The sequence below is a fragment of the Aureimonas sp. Leaf427 genome, from assembly GCF_001425485.1.
In the GTDB taxonomy this organism is placed as follows: Bacteria; Pseudomonadota; Alphaproteobacteria; order Rhizobiales; family Rhizobiaceae; genus Plantimonas.
Genome location: NZ_LMQW01000048.1, coordinates 244,626 through 265,000 on the forward strand (window position 1 = coordinate 244,626; position 20,375 = coordinate 265,000).

The following is a 20,375-nucleotide window of genomic DNA, read 5'->3' on the forward strand; positions in this document are numbered from 1 at the left end:
TGCATTCGGCAGGATTGCAGTAGCAGAAACGAAGGCGCGTTCAAACGCCTCCGTGCGACGATTTCATGTCGCGCTCCGCGCCGACGCGTGATGGGGTTAAGACCAGCGTCAGGTGCGGCGGGCGAGCATCATGTAGTTGACGTCCATGTCCTTCGAGCGGCGCCAGGCATCGGCCAGCGGATGATAGACGATGCCGGTCTCGTCGATAAAGGAAAGCCCCTGCGATTCGACGGGATCGCGGATCTCGTCGGGACGCACGAGCTTGGCATATTGATGCGTGCCCTTCGGCAGCCAGCCCAGCACGTATTCAGCGCCGACGATGGCCAAGCCGAGCGCCTTCAGCGTCCGGTTGATCGTCGCGACGAAGAGCAGCCCGCCGGGCTTCACCATGCGCGCTGAGGAGGAGAGGAAGAGCGGAACGTCCGAGACGTGTTCCACCACTTCCAGCGCGAGCACGACGTCGAAGGTCTCGCCATCAGCCGCGATGTCCTCGGCCGTCGTCGCGCGGTAGTCGATGGCAAGGCCGCTCTCCAAGGCGTGGAGCCGCGCCACTTCGATGTTCGTCGCGGAGGCGTCGGCGCCCACGACATCGGCCCCGAGCCGCGCCAGCGGCTCCGAGATCAGCCCGCCGCCGCAGCCGATATCGAGAAAGGACAGGCCCTCGAAAGGCTTCAGCCCCGTCGCGTCGGCACCGAAGTTCATCGCCACCTGCTCGCGGATATAGGCGAGCCGCACGGGATTGAACTTGTGCAGCGGCTTGAACTTGCCGACCGGATTCCACCACTCGGCCGCAAGCCTGGAGAAGCGCTCGACTTCGCCCTCGTCGATCGTCGTCGCCCGCGCTTCGCTCATGGAATTCTCCGTCGCATCCGTCCTGTCGCTTTAGGTCTGTTCCCGGCGGGGGAAGTCAAGCTGACGGGGCGCTATGTCCTCCTCCATGAGAAGCCGGATGTAGCGGGTGAAGGGCAGGCCTCTTTCCTTGGCCCTAGATTTCACGGCCTCCAGAAGCGCTTCGGGCACGCGCATGTTGATCTGCGTGTCCTTCCGGGCGAATTCGAACGAGGCCGGCCGAAAATCGGAGAAGTCGTATTCGGACAGATCGGCCGTATCGACGAAGCGCTCGGCCTCCTCGTCGGACCCGAAGGTCGGAAAGGCCTTGAGAGGCTTATCGCTGCTCATAGCGTGCAATCTCCTTGCGATGCATGAACCTGGCCGAGATCGGACGGATCAGGTCTCCGCGAAGGGTGAAGACGACGAAGACGTGACGGCCCTCATGTGTCGTCCCCACCGCGTTGAAACGCTCCTCCGAGCTCGCCGTCGGGTCGGGCCGCATCCGGGGACCGTTGCGGAAGACCTCTTCGATCTCTTCCCTCGTCAGTCCGTGCTTTGCGCATTTGGGCCAATTTCCATCATCCCATTGGAACCCCCGGAGCTCCACGACGACCTCTACGGCTAGACGTTTGTATATACGAAATCGAGGTGGGCGCCGCAAGCTGGAGGCCGGCTCTTCGCATTCTTGCGAAACCCGATCATTTCGGCTAACCCGACCCCGCTGGGAGGCCGTCGAACGGGCGAGATCTTCACAGCCTGAAATTCGATGAGTTTTTGCGGTCCGACAAGCCGCCTTTCCAGGCTTCGTATTCCCACCATGGCGCGTCTCGTTCTCAAATTCGGCGGCACTTCGGTCGCTGACATCGATCGCATCCGCAACGTCGCGCGGCATGTGAAACGCGAGGTCGATGCCGGCCATCAGGTCGCGGTCGTCGTCTCCGCCATGTCCGGCAAGACCAACGAACTCGTGGAATGGTGCCGTCAGGCCTCGCCCATGCACGACGCGCGCGAATACGATGCCGTCGTGGCATCCGGCGAGCAGGTGACGGCCGGCCTTCTGGCGATCACGCTCCAGGCCATGGGCGTCAACGCGCGCTCCTGGATGGGCTGGCAGATCCCGATCAAGACCGACGGCGCCCATGGCGCGGCGCGCATCCAGGAAATCGACGGCTCAGAACTGGTGCGCCGCTTCGCCGAGGGCCAGGTCGCCGTGATCGCCGGGTTCCAGGGCATCGCGCCCGACAACCGCATCGCGACGCTCGGGCGTGGCGGGTCGGACACGTCGGCCGTCGCGATCGCGGCCGCCATCAAGGCCGATCGCTGCGACATCTACACCGACGTCGACGGCGTCTATACGACCGACCCGCGCATCGAGCCCAAGGCCCGGCGCATGTCGCGCATTTCCTTCGAGGAAATGCTGGAAATGGCCTCGCTCGGCGCCAAGGTTCTCCAGGTGCGCTCGGTCGAGCTCGCCATGGTCCACAAGGTACGGCTCTTCGTGCGCTCCTCTTTCGAGGACCCCGATGCGCCCGGCATGGGCGATTTCCTGAATCCGCCCGGAACGCTCATTTGCGACGAGGATGACATCGTGGAACAGCAGGTCGTGACCGGCATCGCCTATGCCAAGGACGAGGCGCAGATCTCGCTTCGGCGCGTCGAGGACCAGCCCGGCGTCGCCGCGGCGATCTTCGGGCCGCTGGCCGATGCCGGCGTCAACGTCGACATGATCGTCCAGAACATCTCCGAGGACGGCACGCGCACCGACATGACCTTCACGGTCCCGGCTGGCGACCTCGCCAAGGCGACGGCGATCCTAGAAAAGGCCAAGTCCGAGATGCGCTACGACGTGGTGCAGTCCGAGCCCGGCCTCACCAAGGTTTCCGTCATCGGCGTCGGCATGCGCTCGCACACCGGCGTCGCGGCCACTGCCTTCAAGGCGCTCGCCAAGCGCGGCATCAACATCCGCGCCATCACGACCTCGGAAATCAAGATCTCCATCCTGATCGACGGCGAGTTCTCGGAACTTGCCGTGCGCAGCTTGCATTCGGTGTACGGTCTGGACAAAGCTTGATCCGTCAGCCGAGCTGAGGGACCCGAAAGAGGTCCCCGTGCTTGGCAAGGGGTCTGCGGCGGGCGATCTGACAGTCTGAGGCGGGCGGGGCATCGGCTCCGCCTTGAGGGGGACGCCTTGCGCATGGGGGCGGCAACGGGACGACGGCTTTGATCAGGAGCGATTCTTCCGGCCCCCGCGTCCTGATGCGGCGAATCCGCGAGCTGATGGCGGAGCCGCTGCAGCCCCAGGCCCGGCTCGATCAGATCGTGCGCTCGATCGCCCAGAACATGGTCGCCGAGGTCTGCTCGATCTACGTCCTGCGCGCCGACGCGGTGCTGGAGCTCTACGCGACCGAAGGCCTGAATCCCGGCTCCGTCCATCTGGCGCAGCTGCGGCTCGGCGAAGGCCTCGTCGGCACGATCGCGGCGACCGCGCGCTCGCTGAACCTTGCCGAAGCGCAGAAGCATCCCGCCTTCACCTATCTGCCGGAGACGGGCGAAGAGCCGTTCAACGCCTTCCTCGGCGTGCCCATCCTGCGCGCCGGCCGCACGCTCGGCGTGCTCGACGTGCAGAACCGCGCCAAGCGGGTCTATCGCGAGGAGGAGGTCGAGGCTCTCGAGACCGTCGCCATGGTGGTGGCGGAAATGATCGCCGCCGGCAGCCTGGAAGGCCTGTCCAAGCCCGGCGTCGTGCTCGACCTGTCGCGCCCCGTCTCGTTCGCCGGCATCGGTCTGGCCGAAGGCATCGGCCTCGGCCACGTCATCCTCCACGAGCCGCGCGTCGTCGTGACCAACCTCTTCAACGAGGATGCCGATTCGGAGATCACGCGCCTGGAGAAGGCGCTGGGCTTCCTGCGCATTTCCATCGAGGACATGCTGTCGCGCCGCGACATCGCGGCCGAGGGCGAGCACCGGGCCGTGCTCGAGGCCTACCGCATGTTCGCGCATGACCGCGGCTGGGTGCGGCGCCTGGAAGAGGCGATCCGCAACGGGCTGACGGCGGAGGCGGCGGTCGAGAAGGTGCAGAGCGACATGCGCGCGCGCATGATGCACACGACCGATCCCTACATCCGCGAGCGGATGCACGATTTCGACGATCTCGCCAACCGCCTGCTGCGCCAGCTCATGGGCCGGCCCGAGATCGGAATGGACGAGAACGATCCGCGCGATGCGATCATCGTCGCGCGCTCCATGGGCGCCGCCGAGCTTCTCGACTATCGCCGCGAGCAGATCAGGGGCCTGATCCTGGAAGAGGGCACGGCGACGAGCCATGTCGTCATCGTGGCGCGCGCGCTCGGGCTGCCCGTCGTCGGGCAGGCCAAGGGCGTCGTCTCCATGTCCGAGGCGGGCGACGCCATCATCGTCGACGGCGACGACGGCAGCGTCCATCTGCGCCCGCCCTCCGATGTCGAGAAGGTCTTCGTCGAAAAGGTCCAGTTCCGCGCCCGCCGGCAGGAGCGCTACCGCGCGCTGCGCGACGTGCCGGCCGAGACGCGCGACGGCGTGCCCGTCGATCTCATGATGAATGCGGGCCTTCTCGTCGACCTGCCGCAGCTCGGCGAGTCCGGCGCGGCCGGCATCGGCCTGTTCCGCACCGAGCTGCAGTTCATGATCGCCTCCTCCATGCCGAAGGGGAGCGAGCAGGAGCGGCTCTATGCCTCGGTGCTGGATGCGGCCGGCGACAAGTCCGTGACCTTCCGCACGCTCGACATCGGCGGCGACAAGATCCTGCCCTACATCCACCAGTCGCCGGAGGAGAACCCGGCGCTCGGCTATCGCGCCATTCGTCTGGCGCTCGACCGGCCCGGTCTCATGCGCACGCAGCTGCGCGCGCTTTTGAAGGCGGCGGCGGGCCGCGAGCTGCGCGTGATGTTCCCGATGATCACCGAGCTTGCCGAGATGCGGCAGGCGCGCGATCTCGTCAGCCGCGAGTTCAAGCACCTGACGAAGTTCGGCCATGTCATGCCGCGCCGGCTGAAGCTCGGCGCCATGATCGAGGTGCCCTCGCTGCTTTTCCAGCTGGACGAGCTGATGAGCCTCGTCGATTTCGTCTCCATCGGCTCGAACGATCTCTTCCAGTTCTTCTCGGCGGTCGATCGCGGCAATGCGCGGATGGCGAACCGCTTCGACGATCTCTCGCCGCCCTTCCTTCTGGCGCTGAAGTCCATCCTCGACGCCGGCAACCGCAATTCCGTGCCGGTGACGTTGTGCGGCGAGATGGCGAGCAAGCCGCTGTCCGCCATGGCGCTGATCGGGCTCGGCTTCCGGTCGATCTCGATGACGCCCTCGGCGCTCGGGCCGGTCAAGGCCATGCTTCTGGCCACCGAAGCCGAAAAGCTGCATCGCGCGATGATGGAGCTGATCGAGGACCGGCAGCGCACGCGGACCATGCGCGAGCTTCTGACCGAGTTCGCCGAGTCGCATTCCATTCCCCTTTAGCGAGGATCGGGCTCCCGCGCCGTGCGGCGTCCGGACGACGGGCGTTGCCGGTGGTTCCGTCGCGCAAGCGCCTCTGCCTCCCCATCTCTAGGACGCCATGCCGAGCCTGCCTTCCGACACGATGAACGAGATCGTCCGCCGCCATGCCTATCTCGAGGCCGAGATGGCCAAGGGCGGGGACCGCGAGACCTTCTCGAAGATCGCGAGCGAATATGCCGGGCTGGAGGCCATCGTCTCGGCGATCTCCCGGCTGCGCGAGAGCGAGGCCGAGCTGGCCGAGACGCTGTCCCTTGCCGAAGACCCCGCCGCCGACCGCGAGATGCGCGAGCTGGCCGAGGGCGAGGTCGAGACCATCCGGGCGCGCATCGAGACGCTCGGCGCGGAGATCCGGCTTCTCCTTCTTCCTAAGGACATGGCGGACGAGAAGAGCGCCATTCTCGAAATCCGCGCGGGCACCGGCGGCTCGGAGGCCGGCCTCTTCGCCGGCGATCTCTTCCGCATGTACCAGCGCTATGCCGAGACGAAGGGCTGGAAGGTCGAGCTTCTGTCGGCCAGCGAAGGCGAGGTCGGCGGCTACAAGGAGGTCGTCGCCTCCGTCAACGGGCGCGGGGTCTTCTCGCGGCTGAAGTTCGAGTCCGGCGTCCACCGGGTTCAGCGCGTGCCCGAGACGGAATCGGGCGGGCGCATCCACACGTCCGCCGCCACCGTCGCCGTCCTGCCCGAGGCCGAGGAGATCGACATCGACATTCGCGCCGAGGATATCCGCATCGACACGATGCGCGCCTCCGGCTCCGGCGGGCAGCATGTCAACACGACCGATTCCGCCGTCCGCATCACGCATCTTCCGACCGGAATCATGGTCGTCTCGGCCGAGAAGTCGCAGCATCAGAACCGGGCGCGCGCCATGCAGGTCCTGCGCGCGCGGCTCTTCGACATGGAGCGGGCGGCGGCCGATGCCGAGCGCTCCGAGGCGCGGCGCAGCCAGGTCGGCTCCGGCGACCGCTCCGAGCGCATCCGCACCTACAATTTTCCGCAGGGGCGCGTGACCGATCACCGGATCAACCTCACGCTCTACAAGCTCGACCGCATCATCGAGGGCGATCTCGACGAACTCGTCGAGGCCCTGATCGCCGACCATCAGGCGGGCCTTCTCGCCGCCGTCGCCGGCGATGACTGATCGCGCGCAGACACTTGCCGCATTGATCGTGGAGGCCCGCCGCCGGCTGGCCGGCATCGCGGGCGGCGATCTCGACGCGCGGCTCCTGGTCGCCGACGCCGCCGGGCTCGACGCGGCCGGGCTGATCCTGCGGGGCGGGGATGCCGTCTTGCCGCAGGTGGCCGCTCTCGTGGAGACGCGTCTACGACGTCGCCTCGCGGGCGAGCCGACGCACCGCATTCTCGGCAGGCGGGCCTTCTATGCGCATGACTTCGCGCTGTCGCCGGACACGCTGGAGCCCCGGCCGGATACGGAGGTGCTGGTCGATCTCTGCCGCCCCGCCGTCGAGCGCCACATCGCCGCCCGGGGCTCCTGCTTTTTCGCCGATCTCGGAACCGGCAGCGGCGCGATTGCGGTTTCCCTGCTCGCGCTCTACCCCGGGGCCGAGGCCATCGGCGTCGATCTCTCTCCCGGGGCGCTGGAGACGGCGGCGAAGAATGCCGAGGCGGCCGGCGTCGGCGCACGGTTCCGGCCACTTCTGTCCGATTACGGTCGCGCGATCGAAGGGCCGCTCGACCTCATCGTTTCCAACCCGCCTTACATCCCGACGAACGAGATACCGGGTCTTTCCGCCGAGGTGCGAAAATTCGATCCGATCCTCGCGCTCGACGGCGGGGCCGACGGCCTGACGGCCTATCGGAGAATCGCAGAGGATGCCGCGCGGCTTCTTCGTGCGGACGGCGACGTTCTCGTCGAAATGGGTCAGGGCCAGGCAAGCGACGTAACGGAGTGTTTCGAGAAGCAGAGCTTCGAACTCGTCGCGTCGGCGCGTGATCTTGCCGGTATCGAGCGGGCTCTGGCCTTTCGTCGAATCGTTTGAAGTTCATTTCGGCCGCGATAAAGACGAGACATTCGGGGGACGGCTCCAGAAAGGGCTTGTTCCCGGCCGTTCGAGCCTCTAGATTTGGCTTGTCACGGAATGATCGAGGGGGAACATCCCTCCGGGCCCGGCCGCCAGGGACGCTGCCGGAAGGTGGGATGCTCGAATTGGCTCGCCGGCCGACCGTGACTCCAGCAATCGGGATCGCCTAGCTGAACCGAAAACGCTGAAGCGACAGCGAATTTTTGATGGCGGCCGCGCGATGAGCGGGCCGGACCGTGCGGAGCGATGCTTCGTCCTCCGCCATGAGGGAACCACCCGGCTGGCAGTCGGACATCCAGGAACAGCCTCCGGCTGGTGGCCGGACATCGAAGACAGCCCCGGCTGGCGGCTGGACATCCAGAGCGAGCCCCGGCGCAGAGCCGGAAAACCCGAGGACACCCCCCGGCGGTTGCCGGAACTCCAGAGACAGCCCCCGGCTGACAGCCGGAAATCCAAAGACAGGAAGACCATGAGGCCAGGGCAGCAGCAGAACAAGCAACGCATCCGGGGGCGTGGCCGCAAGGGCCCCAATCCGATGTCGCGGAGCTACGAGTCCAATGGTCCAGACGTCAAGATCAGAGGCACGGCGCAACACGTCGCGGAGAAGTATCTGACGCTGGCGCGCGATGCGTCCGCATCCGGCGACCGCGTGATGGCCGAGAACTACCTCCAGCACGCCGAACATTACGGCCGCATCGTCGCGGCCGCCCAGGGCTCCTTCCAGGTCCAGCGCGACGAGCGCGAAATCGAGTATGACGAGGACGGCGAGGAAATCTTCGACGAGACGGCGCAGAACGGTGCGGGCCAGCCCGACGCCGCCCAGCCGCAGATGCGCGACAACCGCGACGGCGGCCAGCGCGAGAACGGCCAGCGCGACACCTACCAGCGCGAGAACCGCGACGGCCAGAACGGCCAGAACCGCGACGGCCAGTACGGCCAGAACCGGGAAAATCGCGAGAACCGCGGCAATCGCGATTATCAGAACCGCGAGAACCGTGGCGAGCGCGACGGCAATCGCGACTATCAGAACCGGGACGCCAATCCCGCGCGCGACAACCAGCCGAACGTGAACCGCGATCAGCAGGGCCGTGACCAGCAGAGCCGCGACGGCCAGCCCCGTGAAAACCGCGAGAACCGCGAGAACCGCGGCAATCGCGACTTCAACAACCGCGAGAATCGCGGCGAGCGCAATCGCGAGTTCCGGCAGAACCGGAACGAGGGCGAGCAGCAGGGCGAGCGCGCCGCGCAGGCGCAGGCGCCGGTCCCCTCCGGTCTCGGGCCCCAGCCCTTCGTCGGTCTGCCGCCGTCCGCGTCAAGCTTCGAAGCCCAGCCCCAGCCCCAGCCGCAGGCTCCCGAGGTCCAGGCCGAGTTCCAGCCGGCTCCCGTCCCGGTGAATGTCGAGGCGCCCGCCGAGACCTATGGCGACGCGCCCGCCCGCTCCGAGGGCGAACCGCGCCGCCGCGGCCGTCCGCGTCGCGCCCGGCTCGGCGAAAGCGAGGCCGTTTCCGCGGAGGCGCCCGCAGCCGAAGCCGGATCGGCACCCGCGCCGGCTCCCGCACCTGTCGAGGCGCCGTCCGCCGAGATCTCCGCGCCGGCCGCTGCCGAGGGCGATGCGCCGGAGGGCGAGGTCAAGGCCAAGCGCCGTCCCGGCCGTCCGCGCAAAAAGAAGACGGACGACGACGCTCCCGAGGATGGCGGCGATCACCTGCCGGCCTTCCTCATGGCTTCGAACGGCTGATCGTCACGAACCGAAACAAGACAGAAGGCGCCGGAGCGATCCGGCGCTTTTTTCGTTCGGGGGCTCCGGCGGCTGACGCTTTGCGGCGGTCCGAAAAAGCCCGGTCGAGACGCGGCTTCCGCCCCTTTTCAGTGATCTTTCCAGCTCCCATATTCCCAGGCAGAGCGGCTCGCCGAACAGCGGGAGCCGGACTCCGAACTGGACGATTCCTGCCGCAAAGCGGGGGAATCGGCGAAGGGAGACACGCATGAACATCGAATCCTATACCGAGCGCGCCCGTGGTTTCATTCAGGCCGCACAGACCGCAGCTTTGACGCGGGACCACCAGCAGGTCCTTCCCGAACACCTCCTGAAGGTTCTCGTCGACGATGCCGAAGGGCTGGCGGCCGGCCTCATCGAGAAGGCGGGCGGCCGGGCGGCCGACGTGCGCTTCGCCGTGGACGCCGCGCTGAACGCCGTGCCGAAGGTGTCCGGCGGCAATTCGCAGATGTATATCTCGCAGCCGCTGGCCAAGGTTCTGGCGACGGCCGAGGAGATCGCCAAGAAGGCGGGGGACAGTTTCGTCACCATCGAGCGACTGCTCCTGGCGCTGTGCGTCGAGAAGACCGCCAAGACCGCGCAGATTCTGGAAAAGGCCGGCGTCACCGCGAACGGCCTCAACGCCGCGATCAACGACCTGCGCAAGGGGCGCACGGCCGACTCCGCCTCCGCCGAGCAGGGCTACGACGCGCTGAAGAAATACGCCCGCGACCTCACGGCCGACGCGCGCGACGGCAAGCTCGACCCGGTGATCGGCCGCGACGACGAGATCCGCCGCACGATCCAGGTTCTGTCGCGCCGGACCAAGAACAATCCCGTGCTGATCGGCGAGCCCGGCGTCGGCAAGACCGCCATCGCGGAAGGGCTGGCGCTGCGCATCATCAATGGCGACGTGCCGGAATCCTTGCGCGACAAGCGGCTGATGGCGCTCGACATGGGCGCACTCATCGCCGGCGCGAAGTATCGCGGCGAGTTCGAGGAGCGGCTGAAGGCGATCCTGTCGGAGGTCACGTCCGCGGCCGGCCAGGTCATTCTCTTCATCGACGAGATGCACACGCTGGTCGGGGCGGGCAAGGCCGATGGAGCGATGGACGCTTCCAACCTCCTGAAGCCGGCGCTCGCGCGCGGCGAGCTGCATTGTGTCGGCGCGACCACGCTCGACGAGTATCGCAAGCATGTGGAGAAGGACCCCGCGCTCGCCCGGCGGTTCCAGCCGGTCTTCGTCTCCGAGCCCTCGGTCGAGGACACGATCTCGATCCTGCGCGGCCTGAAGGAGAAGTACGAGCAGCACCATCAGGTGCGCATCTCCGATTCCGCTCTCGTCGCGGCGGCGACGCTCTCGAACCGCTACATCACTGACCGCTTCCTGCCGGACAAGGCGATCGACCTCATCGACGAGGGCGCGGCGCGCCTGCGCATGGCGGTGGATTCCAAGCCCGAAGCGCTGGACGAGGTCGATCGGCGCATTCTCCAGCTGAAGATCGAGCGCGAGGCCCTGAAGCGCGAGAACGACGACGCCTCGCGCTCGCGCCTGACGCGGCTGGAGGGAGAGCTGGCCAATCTGGAGGAGGAATCCGACCGGATCACCCAGGCTTGGCAGGCCGAGAAGTCCAAGCTCGGCCGCGCCGCGGATCTGAAGAAGCGGCTGGACGAAGCCCGCAACGAGCTGGCCGCCGCGCAGCGCAAGGGCGAGTTCCAGCGCGCGGGCGAGCTGGCCTATGGCGAAATCCCGGGGCTCGAGCGCGAGCTGAAGGAGGCGGAGGCCAAGGAGGAGGGCGGCGGATCGTCCATGGTCGAGGAGACCGTGACGCCCGATCACATCGCCCAGGTCGTCTCCCGCTGGACCGGCATTCCGATGGACCGGATGCTGGAGGGCGAGCGCGACAAGCTCCTGCGCATGGAGGATGCGATCGGCCAGCGTGTGGTCGGGCAGGGCGAGGCGGTGCAGGCCGTGTCGCGCGCCGTCCGCCGCGCGCGGGCCGGGTTGCAGGACCCGAACCGGCCGATCGGCTCCTTCATCTTTCTCGGCCCCACCGGCGTCGGCAAGACTGAGCTGACCAAGGCCCTGGCGCGCTTCCTCTTCGACGAGGAGACCGCCATGGTGCGGCTCGACATGTCGGAGTTCATGGAGAAGCACTCCGTCTCCCGCCTCATCGGCGCGCCTCCCGGCTATGTCGGCTACGAGGAGGGCGGGTCGCTGACGGAGGCCGTGCGTCGCCGGCCCTATCAGGTCGTGCTCTTCGACGAGATCGAGAAGGCCCATCCCGACGTCTTCAACGTCCTGTTGCAGGTGCTCGACGACGGGCGCCTGACCGACGGGCAGGGCCGGACGGTCGACTTCCGCAACACGCTGATCGTCATGACCTCGAACATCGGCGCCGACTATCTGACGACCCTGACGGACGAGCAGGATGTCGATGTCGTGCGTCCGCAGGTCATGGATGCGCTGCGCGCCTCGTTCCGGCCGGAGTTCCTGAACCGCGTGGACGAGACGATCCTCTTCCACCGGCTGAGGCGCTCGGAAATGGGGGCCATCGTGGACATCCAGATGAAGCGCCTGGAAGCGCTGCTGACGGATCGCAAGATCGAACTGGAGCTCGACGAGAGCGCCAAGCTCTGGCTGGCCGCGAAGGGTTACGATCCCGCCTATGGCGCACGCCCGCTGAAGCGCGTGATCCAGCGGGAGGTGCAGGACCCGCTGGCCGAGAAGATCCTTCTCGGCGAGGTGCGCGACGAATCCCGCGTGAAGATCACGGCGGGCGGCGATCACCTGATCTTCCATGTCGTCGGCTCGAAGACCGACGCGGTCGGAGACCGGGTCGCGGCCTGATCGCACGAAAAAGATGGGGCGGCTCCCAAGAGCCGCCCCTTTTTCATCTCGGGAAACGCCGTTCAGAGAACCGGACGCATGCCGTAATAGTCGTCGATGCCGCGGCCGTAGTCCGGGTCGTCCCAGGCCGGGCGCGCCGAGCGATTGTAGTTCGGAGCGCCCTTCAACTGCTCGATGGGAATGCCGACGACATAGCCGCCTTGGCGCTCATCGTATTTCAGCGTCTCCCAGGGCAGCGGATAGTGCTCCTCGCCGATGCCGAGAAAGCCGCCGAAGGAGAGGATCGCGTATTTCACGCGGCCGTCGCGCTTGCCGAGCACGACATCCTCGATCGAACCGAGCTTCTCGCCCTGGATGTCGTAGACGCTGGTGCCGCTGACGCGGCTGGCTTCGATATTGTCGCCGGAAACTTCGACGCTCGCCATTTCGTGCTGTCCGAGGGTGGAGGACATGGGCTTGGTCTCCTTGCAGAAGCAGATTTGCGGGTTCAGTTTGCAGGAACAACGGTGGCCCGCCCCAGCCGTTCCGCTTGCGGCCCTCAAGGCGCATGAGCGGACGGATGGACGAGGCCTGCGAGGACGTCGGGGAGAACGAGGCATGAAGACGGTGACGCTGCCGGACGGAACGGAGGTCTCGGCGCTCGGGCAGGGCACCTGGATGATGGCCGAGCGCCGGGAGCTGCGGCGCGGCGAGATCGACGCCCTTCGCGCCGGCCTCGACGTCGGCATGACCCTCATCGACACCGCCGAGATCTATGCCGACGGCGCCTCCGAGACGCTGGTCGGCGAAGCGCTGGCGGGGCGCCGGGATCGGGCCTATCTCGTCTCCAAGGTGGCGCCGTCCCATGCCGACCGGGCCGGCACGATCCGCGCCTGCGAGGCCTCGCTGAAGCGCCTCGGCACCGATCGGATCGACCTCTACCTTCTCCACTGGCGCGGCGGCCATCCGTTGGAGGCCACGCTCGAGGGCTTCGAGGCGCTCGTCGAAAGCGGGAAGATCCGCCACTGGGGCGTTTCCAATTTCGACACGGCGGACATGGAGGAGCTTCTCGATCTGCCGGGCGGGGAGCGCTGCGCGACCAACCAGATCCTCTACAATCCCGAGGAGCGCGGCACGGAGTTCGACCTTCTGCCCTTCCTGTCCGAACGGGGCATTCCGGCCATGGCCTATTCGCCGATCGGGCAGGGCGGCGCGCTTCTGCGCCATCCCGCGCTCGAGCGCATCGCGCGCCGGCACAAGGCGACGCCGGCGCAGATCGCGCTGGCCTTCGCGCTGGAGGGCGACGAGATGATCGCGATTCCGAAGGCCGGCTCGCCCGCCCATGCGCTGGAGAACGCGGCGGCCGATGCGATCGCCCTGACGCGGGAGGACTGCCGGGAAATCGACGCGGCCTTTCCCCCGCCGCAGCGCAAGCAAAGGCTTGCGGTCATCTGAACGCTGGCCCATGGAACGTGCCGACCGGCACGGGGCCTGAAGCGCCTGCCTCGTTACGTCAAAACGCGCGGACGGGCGCCGGATCGGGATCGCTCAAGACCGTGCAGACCTTCGACACCATCGTTCTGGGAGCCGGCGCGGCCGGCATGATGGCGGCTGCCGAAGCGGGCCGGCGCGGGCGCAGCGTGCTCGTCGTCGATCATGCCAAGGCGGCCGGCGAAAAGATCCGCATCTCCGGCGGCGGCCGCTGCAACTTCACCAACACCGGCACGAACCCCAAGCGGTTCCTCTCGCAGAACCCGGCCTTCTGCATTTCCGCGCTGAAGCGCTACACGGCCGAGGATTTCGTCGGCCTCGTCGAGCGCCATGGCATCGCCTATCACGAGAAGACGCTCGGCCAGCTCTTCTGCGACGGCTCCTCGCGGCAGATCGTGGACATGCTGCTCGCCGAAATGCGGCAGGGCGGAGCCGAGCTTGCGCTCGGCACGGCCATCGGGGGCATCGAGCGCAACGAAGACGGTTTCGTCGTCGCGCTCTCCGGCCAGCGGGAGGGGCGCGTCCTCGGCCGCTCGCTGATCGTCGCGACCGGCGGCAAGTCGATCCCGAAAATGGGCGCGACGGGTATCGGCTACGAGATCGCCCGCCAGTTCGGGCTGCGGCTGACCGAGACGCGGCCGGCCCTGGTGCCGCTCACGCTGGACCCGGCGAGCCTCGAAGCGCTGACGCCCCTGTCCGGCGTCGCCGTCGATGCGGAAGTGGCGCATGGCAAGACGCGCTTTCCCGAGGCTCTGCTCTTCACCCATCGCGGTCTGTCCGGCCCCGCCATGCTGCAGATCTCCTCCTATTGGCGCGAGGGCGACGAGATCGCGGTTCGCCTGCGCCCCGATATCGATGCGATGGCCGTCCTGAAATCGGCGCGCGCCGCGAACGGCCGGCAGGCCGTGCAGACCGCGCTCTCCGCGATCCTGCCCAAGCGCCTCGCGCAGACCGTCGCCGAACGCGCGGCCGGCGCGGCACCGGCGCGCACTCTGGCGGAGCACTCGGACAAGCAGCTGGCGAGGGTCGCCGCCGCCGTCTCCGACTGGCGCTTCCGCCCGGCGGGCTCGGAGGGCTACCGCACGGCCGAGGTCACGCTCGGCGGCGTCGACACGCGCGACCTCGACGGGCGCACGATGCAGGCCAAGACCGTGCCCGGCCTCTTCTTCGTCGGCGAGGTCGTGGACGTGACGGGATGGCTCGGCGGCTACAATTTTCAATGGGCCTGGTCGTCCGGCTGGTGCGCCGGACAAGCGGCCTAAACCCCGCCTGCGCAGGCTTCCGCGAGACTTGCGGCGGGGCGCCGCGAGACCGCCGCCGGCGGCGCCGGCCATCTTCATGTCGCGTTCATTCATCAATGGCTAACCATGCCGGGGCTAACCATGCGGGAAGCCGTGTCGAACGATGCCGGCTTTGCGATGCGAAGGAGGGACCCGCCGTAAGGCGCCCCTTCGGATGCTCGGCGCTCCGAGGTTCTGCCGAAGAGCCCTCGCTTGGAAGGACGTGAGATGAAGTCTGCGATGCTCGCTTTCCTGGCGCTGTCGGCCGCCGGCGCACCGGCTTTCGCCGCGGCCGATGCTCCGGCGTCGGCGCGTGCCGAAAAGGTCGGCGTTGCCTCCTCACCGGAGGCGGGCGTTCGCCTCGCCCAGTTCTACGATCCCGAGGTCGATCCCTTCTACGACAATGGGCGCGGCACGCAGACCTTCGTCGACGAGTTCGGCCGCACGGTCACGGTGGACGGGCAGGGGCGCATCATTTCCGTGGAGCGGCCGCGCCGTCGCCCCTCGCAGTCGCGCGACCCTGTCGTTCTCAACGATCCGCGCCGCTCGGGGGACGAGATCATCCTCGAAGGCCCCGTCGGCGGCGGGCGCCTGCCGCGCTCGGCCGATCCTTACGAGGACTATCCGATCGAGGCTTCGCCGCTGCCCGATCCGCTCTACGACGACGCCTATCCGCAGTCCGGCCGCAGCGCCGGCCTGCCCGGCGAGACTTCGCCCGGCGGCCTTCCCGCCGATCGCGGCTCGGCGCCGATTTTCCCCGGCGAGACGACGGCGCCGGAATCGCGCCCCGCGCCGAGCGTCGTCGGCCCGAAGGGCAAGAACGCCTCCGTGCAGATCGCGGCCCTGCAGGTCCTGCTCGATCGCGCCGGCATCTCGCCCGGCGTGATCGACGGTCGCATGGGCTCCAACGTGGACAAGGCGGTCGCGGCCTACGAGGAGAAGTTCGGCCTGCGCATCGACGCGACCGACTCCCAGGCGCTGGCCGAGCAGCTGGACGAGACGGGCGGGCCGGCCGTCGTCTCCTACACGATCACCGACAAGGATCTCGTCGGGCCCTATCTCGCCTCGATCCCCGAGGATTATGCCGAGAAGGCAAAGCTTCCCGCCATGTCCTACACGCGCGTGACCGAGATGCTCGGCGAGCGATTCCACATGGACGAGGACTATCTGAAGACGATCAATCCCGGCGCCGACTTCAATAGGCCCGGCACGATCATCAAGGTCATGGCCGTCGGCGAGAACGTGAAGGAGCCGGTGGCCCGCATCATCGCCGACAAGGGCCGCGAGCAGGTTCGCGCCTATGACGCGGCCGGCCGGCTGGTCGCCGCCTATCCCTCGACGATCGGCTCCTCCGACACGCCCTCGCCGAGCGGCACGGTGGAGGTGAGCCGCATCGCCTTCGATCCGAACTACACCTACAATCCGAAGATCAATTTCACCCAAGGCCAGAACAAGTCGATCCTCACCATTCCCCCCGGCCCGAACGGCCCGGTCGGAACGATCTGGATCGCCCTGTCCAAGCCGACCTACGGCATTCACGGAACGCCCGAGCCCTCGAAGATCGGCAAGACCAACAGCCACGGCTGCGTGCGTCTCGCCAATTTCGATGCGCAGGAGCTGGCGAAACTGGTGAAGCCGGGCGTCACGGTCGAATTCATCGAATAGTTCGAAGGCCGGCGAAATTGCGGGAGCCGCTGCGTCTTTCGCACGTTCTCCTGTCCGGTCGAGGCCGGGCATTGGCCCGGATGCGTGTGGGGATGTTTCGATGACGCTACGGTTGATGACGGCGATGGTTCTGATCCTCGCCTCGGGCGCGGCTTCAGCCGCCGGGACGGCCCCCGATCTTCCGGCCGCCGATCTCTCGGCCCCCGACCTCTCCGCCAAAGCCATCAACGCCGCCGTCCTGTCCGATTGGCAGACGCGGGAAAAAGCCGCGAGCGAGGCGAAGACGGAGGCCAAGGCCGAGGACGAGGCGGCGCCCGCAGCCCCCACGGACGGCGCGGCGGTCGAGGCGACCGACATTCCCGAAACGCCCGACCCGCAGGCCGCGACCAAGGAGGCCATCGCCGACGAGAAGGAGGCCGCCGAGGTCGATGTGGAGGAGGCCGACAAGCTTCCCGACCCGTTTCTCATCCGCGCGCAGATTCTCCTCGACCGCGCCCATGTCTCGCCGGGCGTGATCGACGGTCTGGCCGGCGGCAACACGGACAAGGCCGTGCGTGCCTATGAGGAGATGCACGACCTGAAAGGGGACGGAAAGCTCGACGAGGCGGTCTGGAAGAGCCTCTCCGCCGACACCGCGCCCGTCGTCACGACCTACACGCTGACGGAGGAGGATATCGGCGCGCGCTACGTGCCCGATCTCCCCACCGACTACGCCGATCTCGCCAAGCTGGAATGGCTCGGCTTTCGCGGCCCCGCCGAGGCGCTGGCCGAGCGCTTCCACATGGACGAGGATCTCCTGCGCATCCTCAATCCCGACGCCGATTTCGAGGCCGTCGGCACGAAGATCCTCGTCGCCGATCCGGGCGCCGGCCCGGGCCCCGAGCCCCTCGTCGACAGGATCGTGGTCGACAGGTCGAAGGGCGAACTCTTCGCCTACGACGAATCCGGCAAGATGCTTCTCGCCCTGCCCGCCACGATCGGATCGGAGGACACGCCTTCGCCGAGCGGCACGATGAAGGTCAACGGCGCCGCGCCCGATCCCGTCTACGAGTACGATCCGAAGAAGAACTTCAAGCAGGGCGACAATGCCAAGAAGCTGACCCTGCCGGCCGGGCCGAACGGGCCTGTCGGCTCCATGTGGATCGATCTCTCCAAGCCGACCTACGGCATTCACGGCACGCCCGAGCCGTCCAAGATCGACAAGACGGCCAGTCACGGCTGCGTGCGGCTGACCAATTGGGATGCCGATACGCTGGCAAGGCTGATCCAGCCGGCGAAGACGGTCGTGGAGTTCAAGGGGTGAGGCCCGTTGCCGCCTGCGCCCTGGCGCTGCTTCTGATCCTACCCGCGCCGGCCATGGCGCGGGACACGCTGCCCTGGAAGGACGCCAATCCCGTCGGCCGGGCCGGCGAGCGGACGAAGGCCAAGCCGGCCAAGCGTCGCACGGAAGCGGCGAAAGCCGCAGCCCCCGTCGCGGCGGCCACAGCAGCGGCGGCAGGTGCGGCGAGCACTGCCGCGGCGGGCGACGCTTCGGAGGTGCCTGTTCCGGAAGCCCGCCCGGCGGCGCCGTCCGATCCGGCTCCCGCCGCCGAGCCCCTTGCGCCGCCGGTTCCCGCCGAGGCCGCGAAGCCGGAGGCCCGCCCGGCCGATGCGCCCGCCGAGCTTGCCGAAACGCCGGCGCAAGCACCGGACAAGGCGCCGGACGCTCCGGCGACATCGGCGGCCGAAAAGCCGCTGAACGAAATCCCCGTGCCCGACGAACGTCCGGCACCGACCCCGGCCGAAGCCGCGCCCGCACCTGCAGCCGCGGCCCCTCCGCCGCCGCCGGTCGCGCCCGTGCCGGCGCCCGAGACGAGCCCGCCGCCCCCGGCGCCGAAAGCGGAAGAGGCGCCGAACTCGACCGAGAAGCTGAAGTCGCGCGAACTCGACGTCACGCCCGCAGCGACGGTGGAAGCCGCCGCCGCCGTCGAGGATTCGATCGCCTGCGAAGCCGAGTTGAAGTCCCGTGGCGCCGAGTTCACGGTGGACGAGACGATCAGCGAGGGCGAATGCGGCGTTCTTCGCCCGGTTTCGCTGAAGCGCCTCTCCTCCGGCGTCGCCGTGTCGCCGAAGACGCAGATGCTCTGCCGCACCGCGCTGGCGCTGGACGACTGGATGACGCGAAGCGTCGTGCCTGCCGCCAAGGCCGATCTGCCCGGCGAGAGCCTGACCGAGTTTCGCCACGCCTCGACCTATGTCTGCCGTCCGCGCGCCAGCGAAAGCGGCATTTCCGAACATGCGAGAGGCAGCGCGATCGATATCGGCGGCTTCGTCTTCAAGAGCGGCCGCGAGATCGGCATCGCCGCCAAGGAGCCGAACACGCCGGACGAGACGTTTCTGCAAACCGTGCGGACCGGCGCCTGCGGCCCGTTCAAGACCGTTCTCGGCCCCGGCACGGATGCCGACCACGCCACGCACTTCCATCTCGACATCGCGGCACGAAAGAACGGCGCGACCTACTGCAAGTGATACCGGCGGCCCTGGCAAAGGACCGCTGGTATCTCGCGCCGACCGGCGCGGCGGCGGCTGATGCCGCCGTGACGCCCTTACCTTCGACGCGTCGAAGGTAAGGGCCGCTGATATAAGGCGTCGCGAAGCGGCTTGTCTTAGCGCGAGGCGACATGCGCCGCATCCGCGCGCTCGCGCAGAAGCTCGTCGATCCGGTTGCGCTCGCGCTTGAAGACCTCGAGCTCGTCGCCTTCGAGCGTGTTGCCGGAGGGCAGGCGAATGCGCATCGGATCGACCTTCTGTCCGTTGACGCTCACCTCGTAATGGAGGTGGTTGCCGGTGGAGAGGCCGGTCGAGCCGACATAGCCGATCACCTGGCCCTGCCGCACGGTCGCCCCCTTGGCGACCCCCTTGGCGAGCCCGCTCTGGTGCGAATAGGAGGTCTCGTAGCCATTGGCGTGCCGGATGATCGTCTGCCGACCGTAGCCGTTGGTCCATCCGGCCTGCTCGACCGTGCCGGAGCCTGCCGCCAGAATCGGCGTGCCGCTCGGCGCGGCCCAGTCGACGCCCCAATGCGGACGGGAATAGCCGAGCACGGGATGCCGGCGCGTGCCGAAGGGCGAGGTGAACCGGCCGTTCGGCACGGGGCTGCGCAGGAGAAACTGCCGGGAGCTGCGGCCTTCCTCGTCGTAATAGTCGGGCCGGTCGTCCTTCGGTCCGCGAAAGCGGTAGTAGCGCTTGCTCATATTGCCGAAGCGCGCCTCGACATAGAGGATGTCGGAGGCGTCGGTCGCCGCGTTCTGTCCCTCTTCCAGCGAATAGAAGACGGTGAGCCGGTCGCTCGGCGAAAGCTGGGACTGGAAGTCCACCTCCGAGGCCAGCATGTGGATGAGCTGCCCGCAGAGCTTCTCGTTCAGCCCGTAGGCGAGCGCCGCCTGATAGATGCCGTCATAGGCGGTCGGCATGTCGGCGCGGCGCGGCGTTTCCGTCGCGCTCTCGTCGAAGGCGTCGCGAACGGCGGCGCTCTTGGTCGGCTCGGCGGCCGGCTCGAACGTGCCCTTGTCCGTCTGCGCCACCGTCACGATGTGCTGCACGCCGCGATAGACCGAAAGGCGCACGACCCGCGAAGTCTCCCCCGTCATCGCCGCGCCGACGCGCACGACATTGCCGGCATCGAGAACCTTCGTGCCGAGAAGATCGGTCAGGCGCCCGGCCGCGCGCAGGGCTTCGATGCTCTCGTAGCCGCTGTCGGCGAGAGCCTCGACGATCGGGCGCGTCTCGCGGAAGGGGATGATCTCCTCCTGATAGCGCGCGCCGCCTTCGTCCGGCATCGAGATCGAGACGTTCTCCTCGATCACGCGGAAGGCCGAGCCGGGCTCGTAGGATGCTGCGTCCGACGTGTCGGAAAAGCGCGAGGGATCGACGGGCTCCAACGAGGCCAGTTGCACCGGCTCGTCGGACAGGGT

The 20,375-nt window shown here is 67.8% G+C and carries 16 protein-coding genes (1 of these 16 only partly in view); 11 read left to right on the forward strand and 5 right to left on the reverse strand.

All coding sequences use genetic code 11. The features are described from left to right. Positions 1-108: 108 nt before the first annotated feature. Genes ubiG through ASG62_RS27950 form a run of 3 tightly spaced genes read right to left on the reverse strand, consistent with a single transcriptional unit; the run spans position 109 to position 1,750 of the window. Entirely contained in the window at positions 109-852 is a 744-nt protein-coding gene (ubiG, locus tag ASG62_RS20705) for a bifunctional 2-polyprenyl-6-hydroxyphenol methylase/3-demethylubiquinol 3-O-methyltransferase UbiG (protein ID WP_056696333.1), read from the reverse strand. Positions 853-882: 30 nt separating this feature from the next. Then, on the reverse strand, positions 883-1,179 hold the full coding sequence (locus tag ASG62_RS20710) for a CopG family antitoxin (RefSeq protein ID WP_056696332.1): 297 nt from the start codon (positions 1,177-1,179) through the stop codon (positions 883-885). Then, positions 1,166-1,750 (reverse strand): BrnT family toxin, encoded by a 585-nt coding sequence (locus ASG62_RS27950; protein WP_320409392.1) that lies wholly within the window; start codon positions 1,748-1,750, stop codon positions 1,166-1,168. The genes ASG62_RS20710 and ASG62_RS27950 overlap by 14 nt, the downstream gene beginning before the upstream one ends. Between ASG62_RS27950 and ASG62_RS20720 the strand changes: the two genes are divergently transcribed. The 6 genes from ASG62_RS20720 (at position 1,649) to clpB (ending at position 12,007) form a co-directional block, all read left to right on the forward strand. Then, positions 1,649-2,902, forward strand: a complete 1,254-nt coding sequence (locus tag ASG62_RS20720; RefSeq protein ID WP_056696329.1) for an aspartate kinase — start codon at positions 1,649-1,651, stop codon at positions 2,900-2,902. The genes ASG62_RS27950 and ASG62_RS20720 overlap by 102 nt on opposite strands. Before the next feature lie 152 nt (positions 2,903-3,054). Further along, positions 3,055-5,322 (forward strand): phosphoenolpyruvate--protein phosphotransferase, encoded by a 2,268-nt coding sequence (gene ptsP / locus ASG62_RS20725; RefSeq protein ID WP_056696785.1) that lies wholly within the window; start codon positions 3,055-3,057, stop codon positions 5,320-5,322. A 97-nt stretch (positions 5,323-5,419) separates the two neighbouring features. Continuing rightward, the gene (gene prfA, locus ASG62_RS20730; protein WP_056696326.1) at positions 5,420-6,499 is read left to right on the forward strand and encodes a peptide chain release factor 1; all 1,080 of its coding nucleotides are present in this window, start codon (positions 5,420-5,422) and stop codon (positions 6,497-6,499) included. Continuing rightward, positions 6,492-7,358 (forward strand): peptide chain release factor N(5)-glutamine methyltransferase, encoded by an 867-nt coding sequence (gene prmC / locus ASG62_RS20735; protein WP_082537330.1) that lies wholly within the window; start codon positions 6,492-6,494, stop codon positions 7,356-7,358. The genes prfA and prmC overlap by 8 nt, the downstream gene beginning before the upstream one ends. Before the next feature lie 511 nt (positions 7,359-7,869). Further along, entirely contained in the window at positions 7,870-9,138 is a 1,269-nt protein-coding gene (locus tag ASG62_RS27305) for a DUF4167 domain-containing protein (protein WP_200944733.1), read from the forward strand. A 247-nt stretch (positions 9,139-9,385) separates the two neighbouring features. Then, positions 9,386-12,007 (forward strand): ATP-dependent chaperone ClpB, encoded by a 2,622-nt coding sequence (gene clpB / locus ASG62_RS20745; protein WP_056696321.1) that lies wholly within the window; start codon positions 9,386-9,388, stop codon positions 12,005-12,007. Positions 12,008-12,069: 62 nt separating this feature from the next. Here the strand turns inward: clpB and ASG62_RS20750 are convergent, their stop codons facing one another. After that, positions 12,070-12,459 carry a PRC-barrel domain-containing protein gene (locus ASG62_RS20750; RefSeq protein ID WP_244487622.1) on the reverse strand — a complete coding sequence of 130 codons (390 nt, stop codon included), beginning with the start codon at positions 12,457-12,459 and terminating at the stop codon, positions 12,070-12,072. Between the two features lie 145 nt (positions 12,460-12,604). Between ASG62_RS20750 and ASG62_RS20755 the strand changes: the two genes are divergently transcribed. From ASG62_RS20755 to ASG62_RS20775, 5 genes are all read left to right on the forward strand, one after another. Next, a complete protein-coding gene (locus ASG62_RS20755) occupies positions 12,605-13,441 on the forward strand; it encodes an aldo/keto reductase (protein ID WP_056696319.1) in 837 nt (278 codons plus the stop codon). Positions 13,442-13,542: 101 nt separating this feature from the next. After that, entirely contained in the window at positions 13,543-14,739 is a 1,197-nt protein-coding gene (locus ASG62_RS20760) for an NAD(P)/FAD-dependent oxidoreductase (protein WP_082537328.1), read from the forward strand. Between the two features lie 246 nt (positions 14,740-14,985). Next, positions 14,986-16,422, forward strand: a complete 1,437-nt coding sequence (locus ASG62_RS20765) for a L,D-transpeptidase family protein (protein WP_056696317.1) — start codon at positions 14,986-14,988, stop codon at positions 16,420-16,422. Between the two features lie 100 nt (positions 16,423-16,522). Further along, a complete protein-coding gene (locus ASG62_RS20770) occupies positions 16,523-17,725 on the forward strand; it encodes a L,D-transpeptidase family protein (RefSeq protein ID WP_244487621.1) in 1,203 nt (400 codons plus the stop codon). Beyond that, entirely contained in the window at positions 17,722-18,930 is a 1,209-nt protein-coding gene (locus ASG62_RS20775; protein ID WP_056696315.1) for an extensin family protein, read from the forward strand. Before ASG62_RS20770 ends, ASG62_RS20775 begins: the two co-directional genes overlap by 4 nt. Positions 18,931-19,067: 137 nt before the next feature. Here the strand turns inward: ASG62_RS20775 and ASG62_RS20780 are convergent, their stop codons facing one another. Continuing rightward, positions 19,068-20,375, reverse strand: the 3' portion of a protein-coding gene (locus ASG62_RS20780; RefSeq protein ID WP_056696314.1) for a M23 family metallopeptidase. It continues 627 nt past the right edge of the window; the window shows 1,308 of its 1,935 coding nt (coding positions 628-1,935); the start codon falls outside the window, past its right edge — the gene reads right to left on this strand; it ends in the stop codon at positions 19,068-19,070.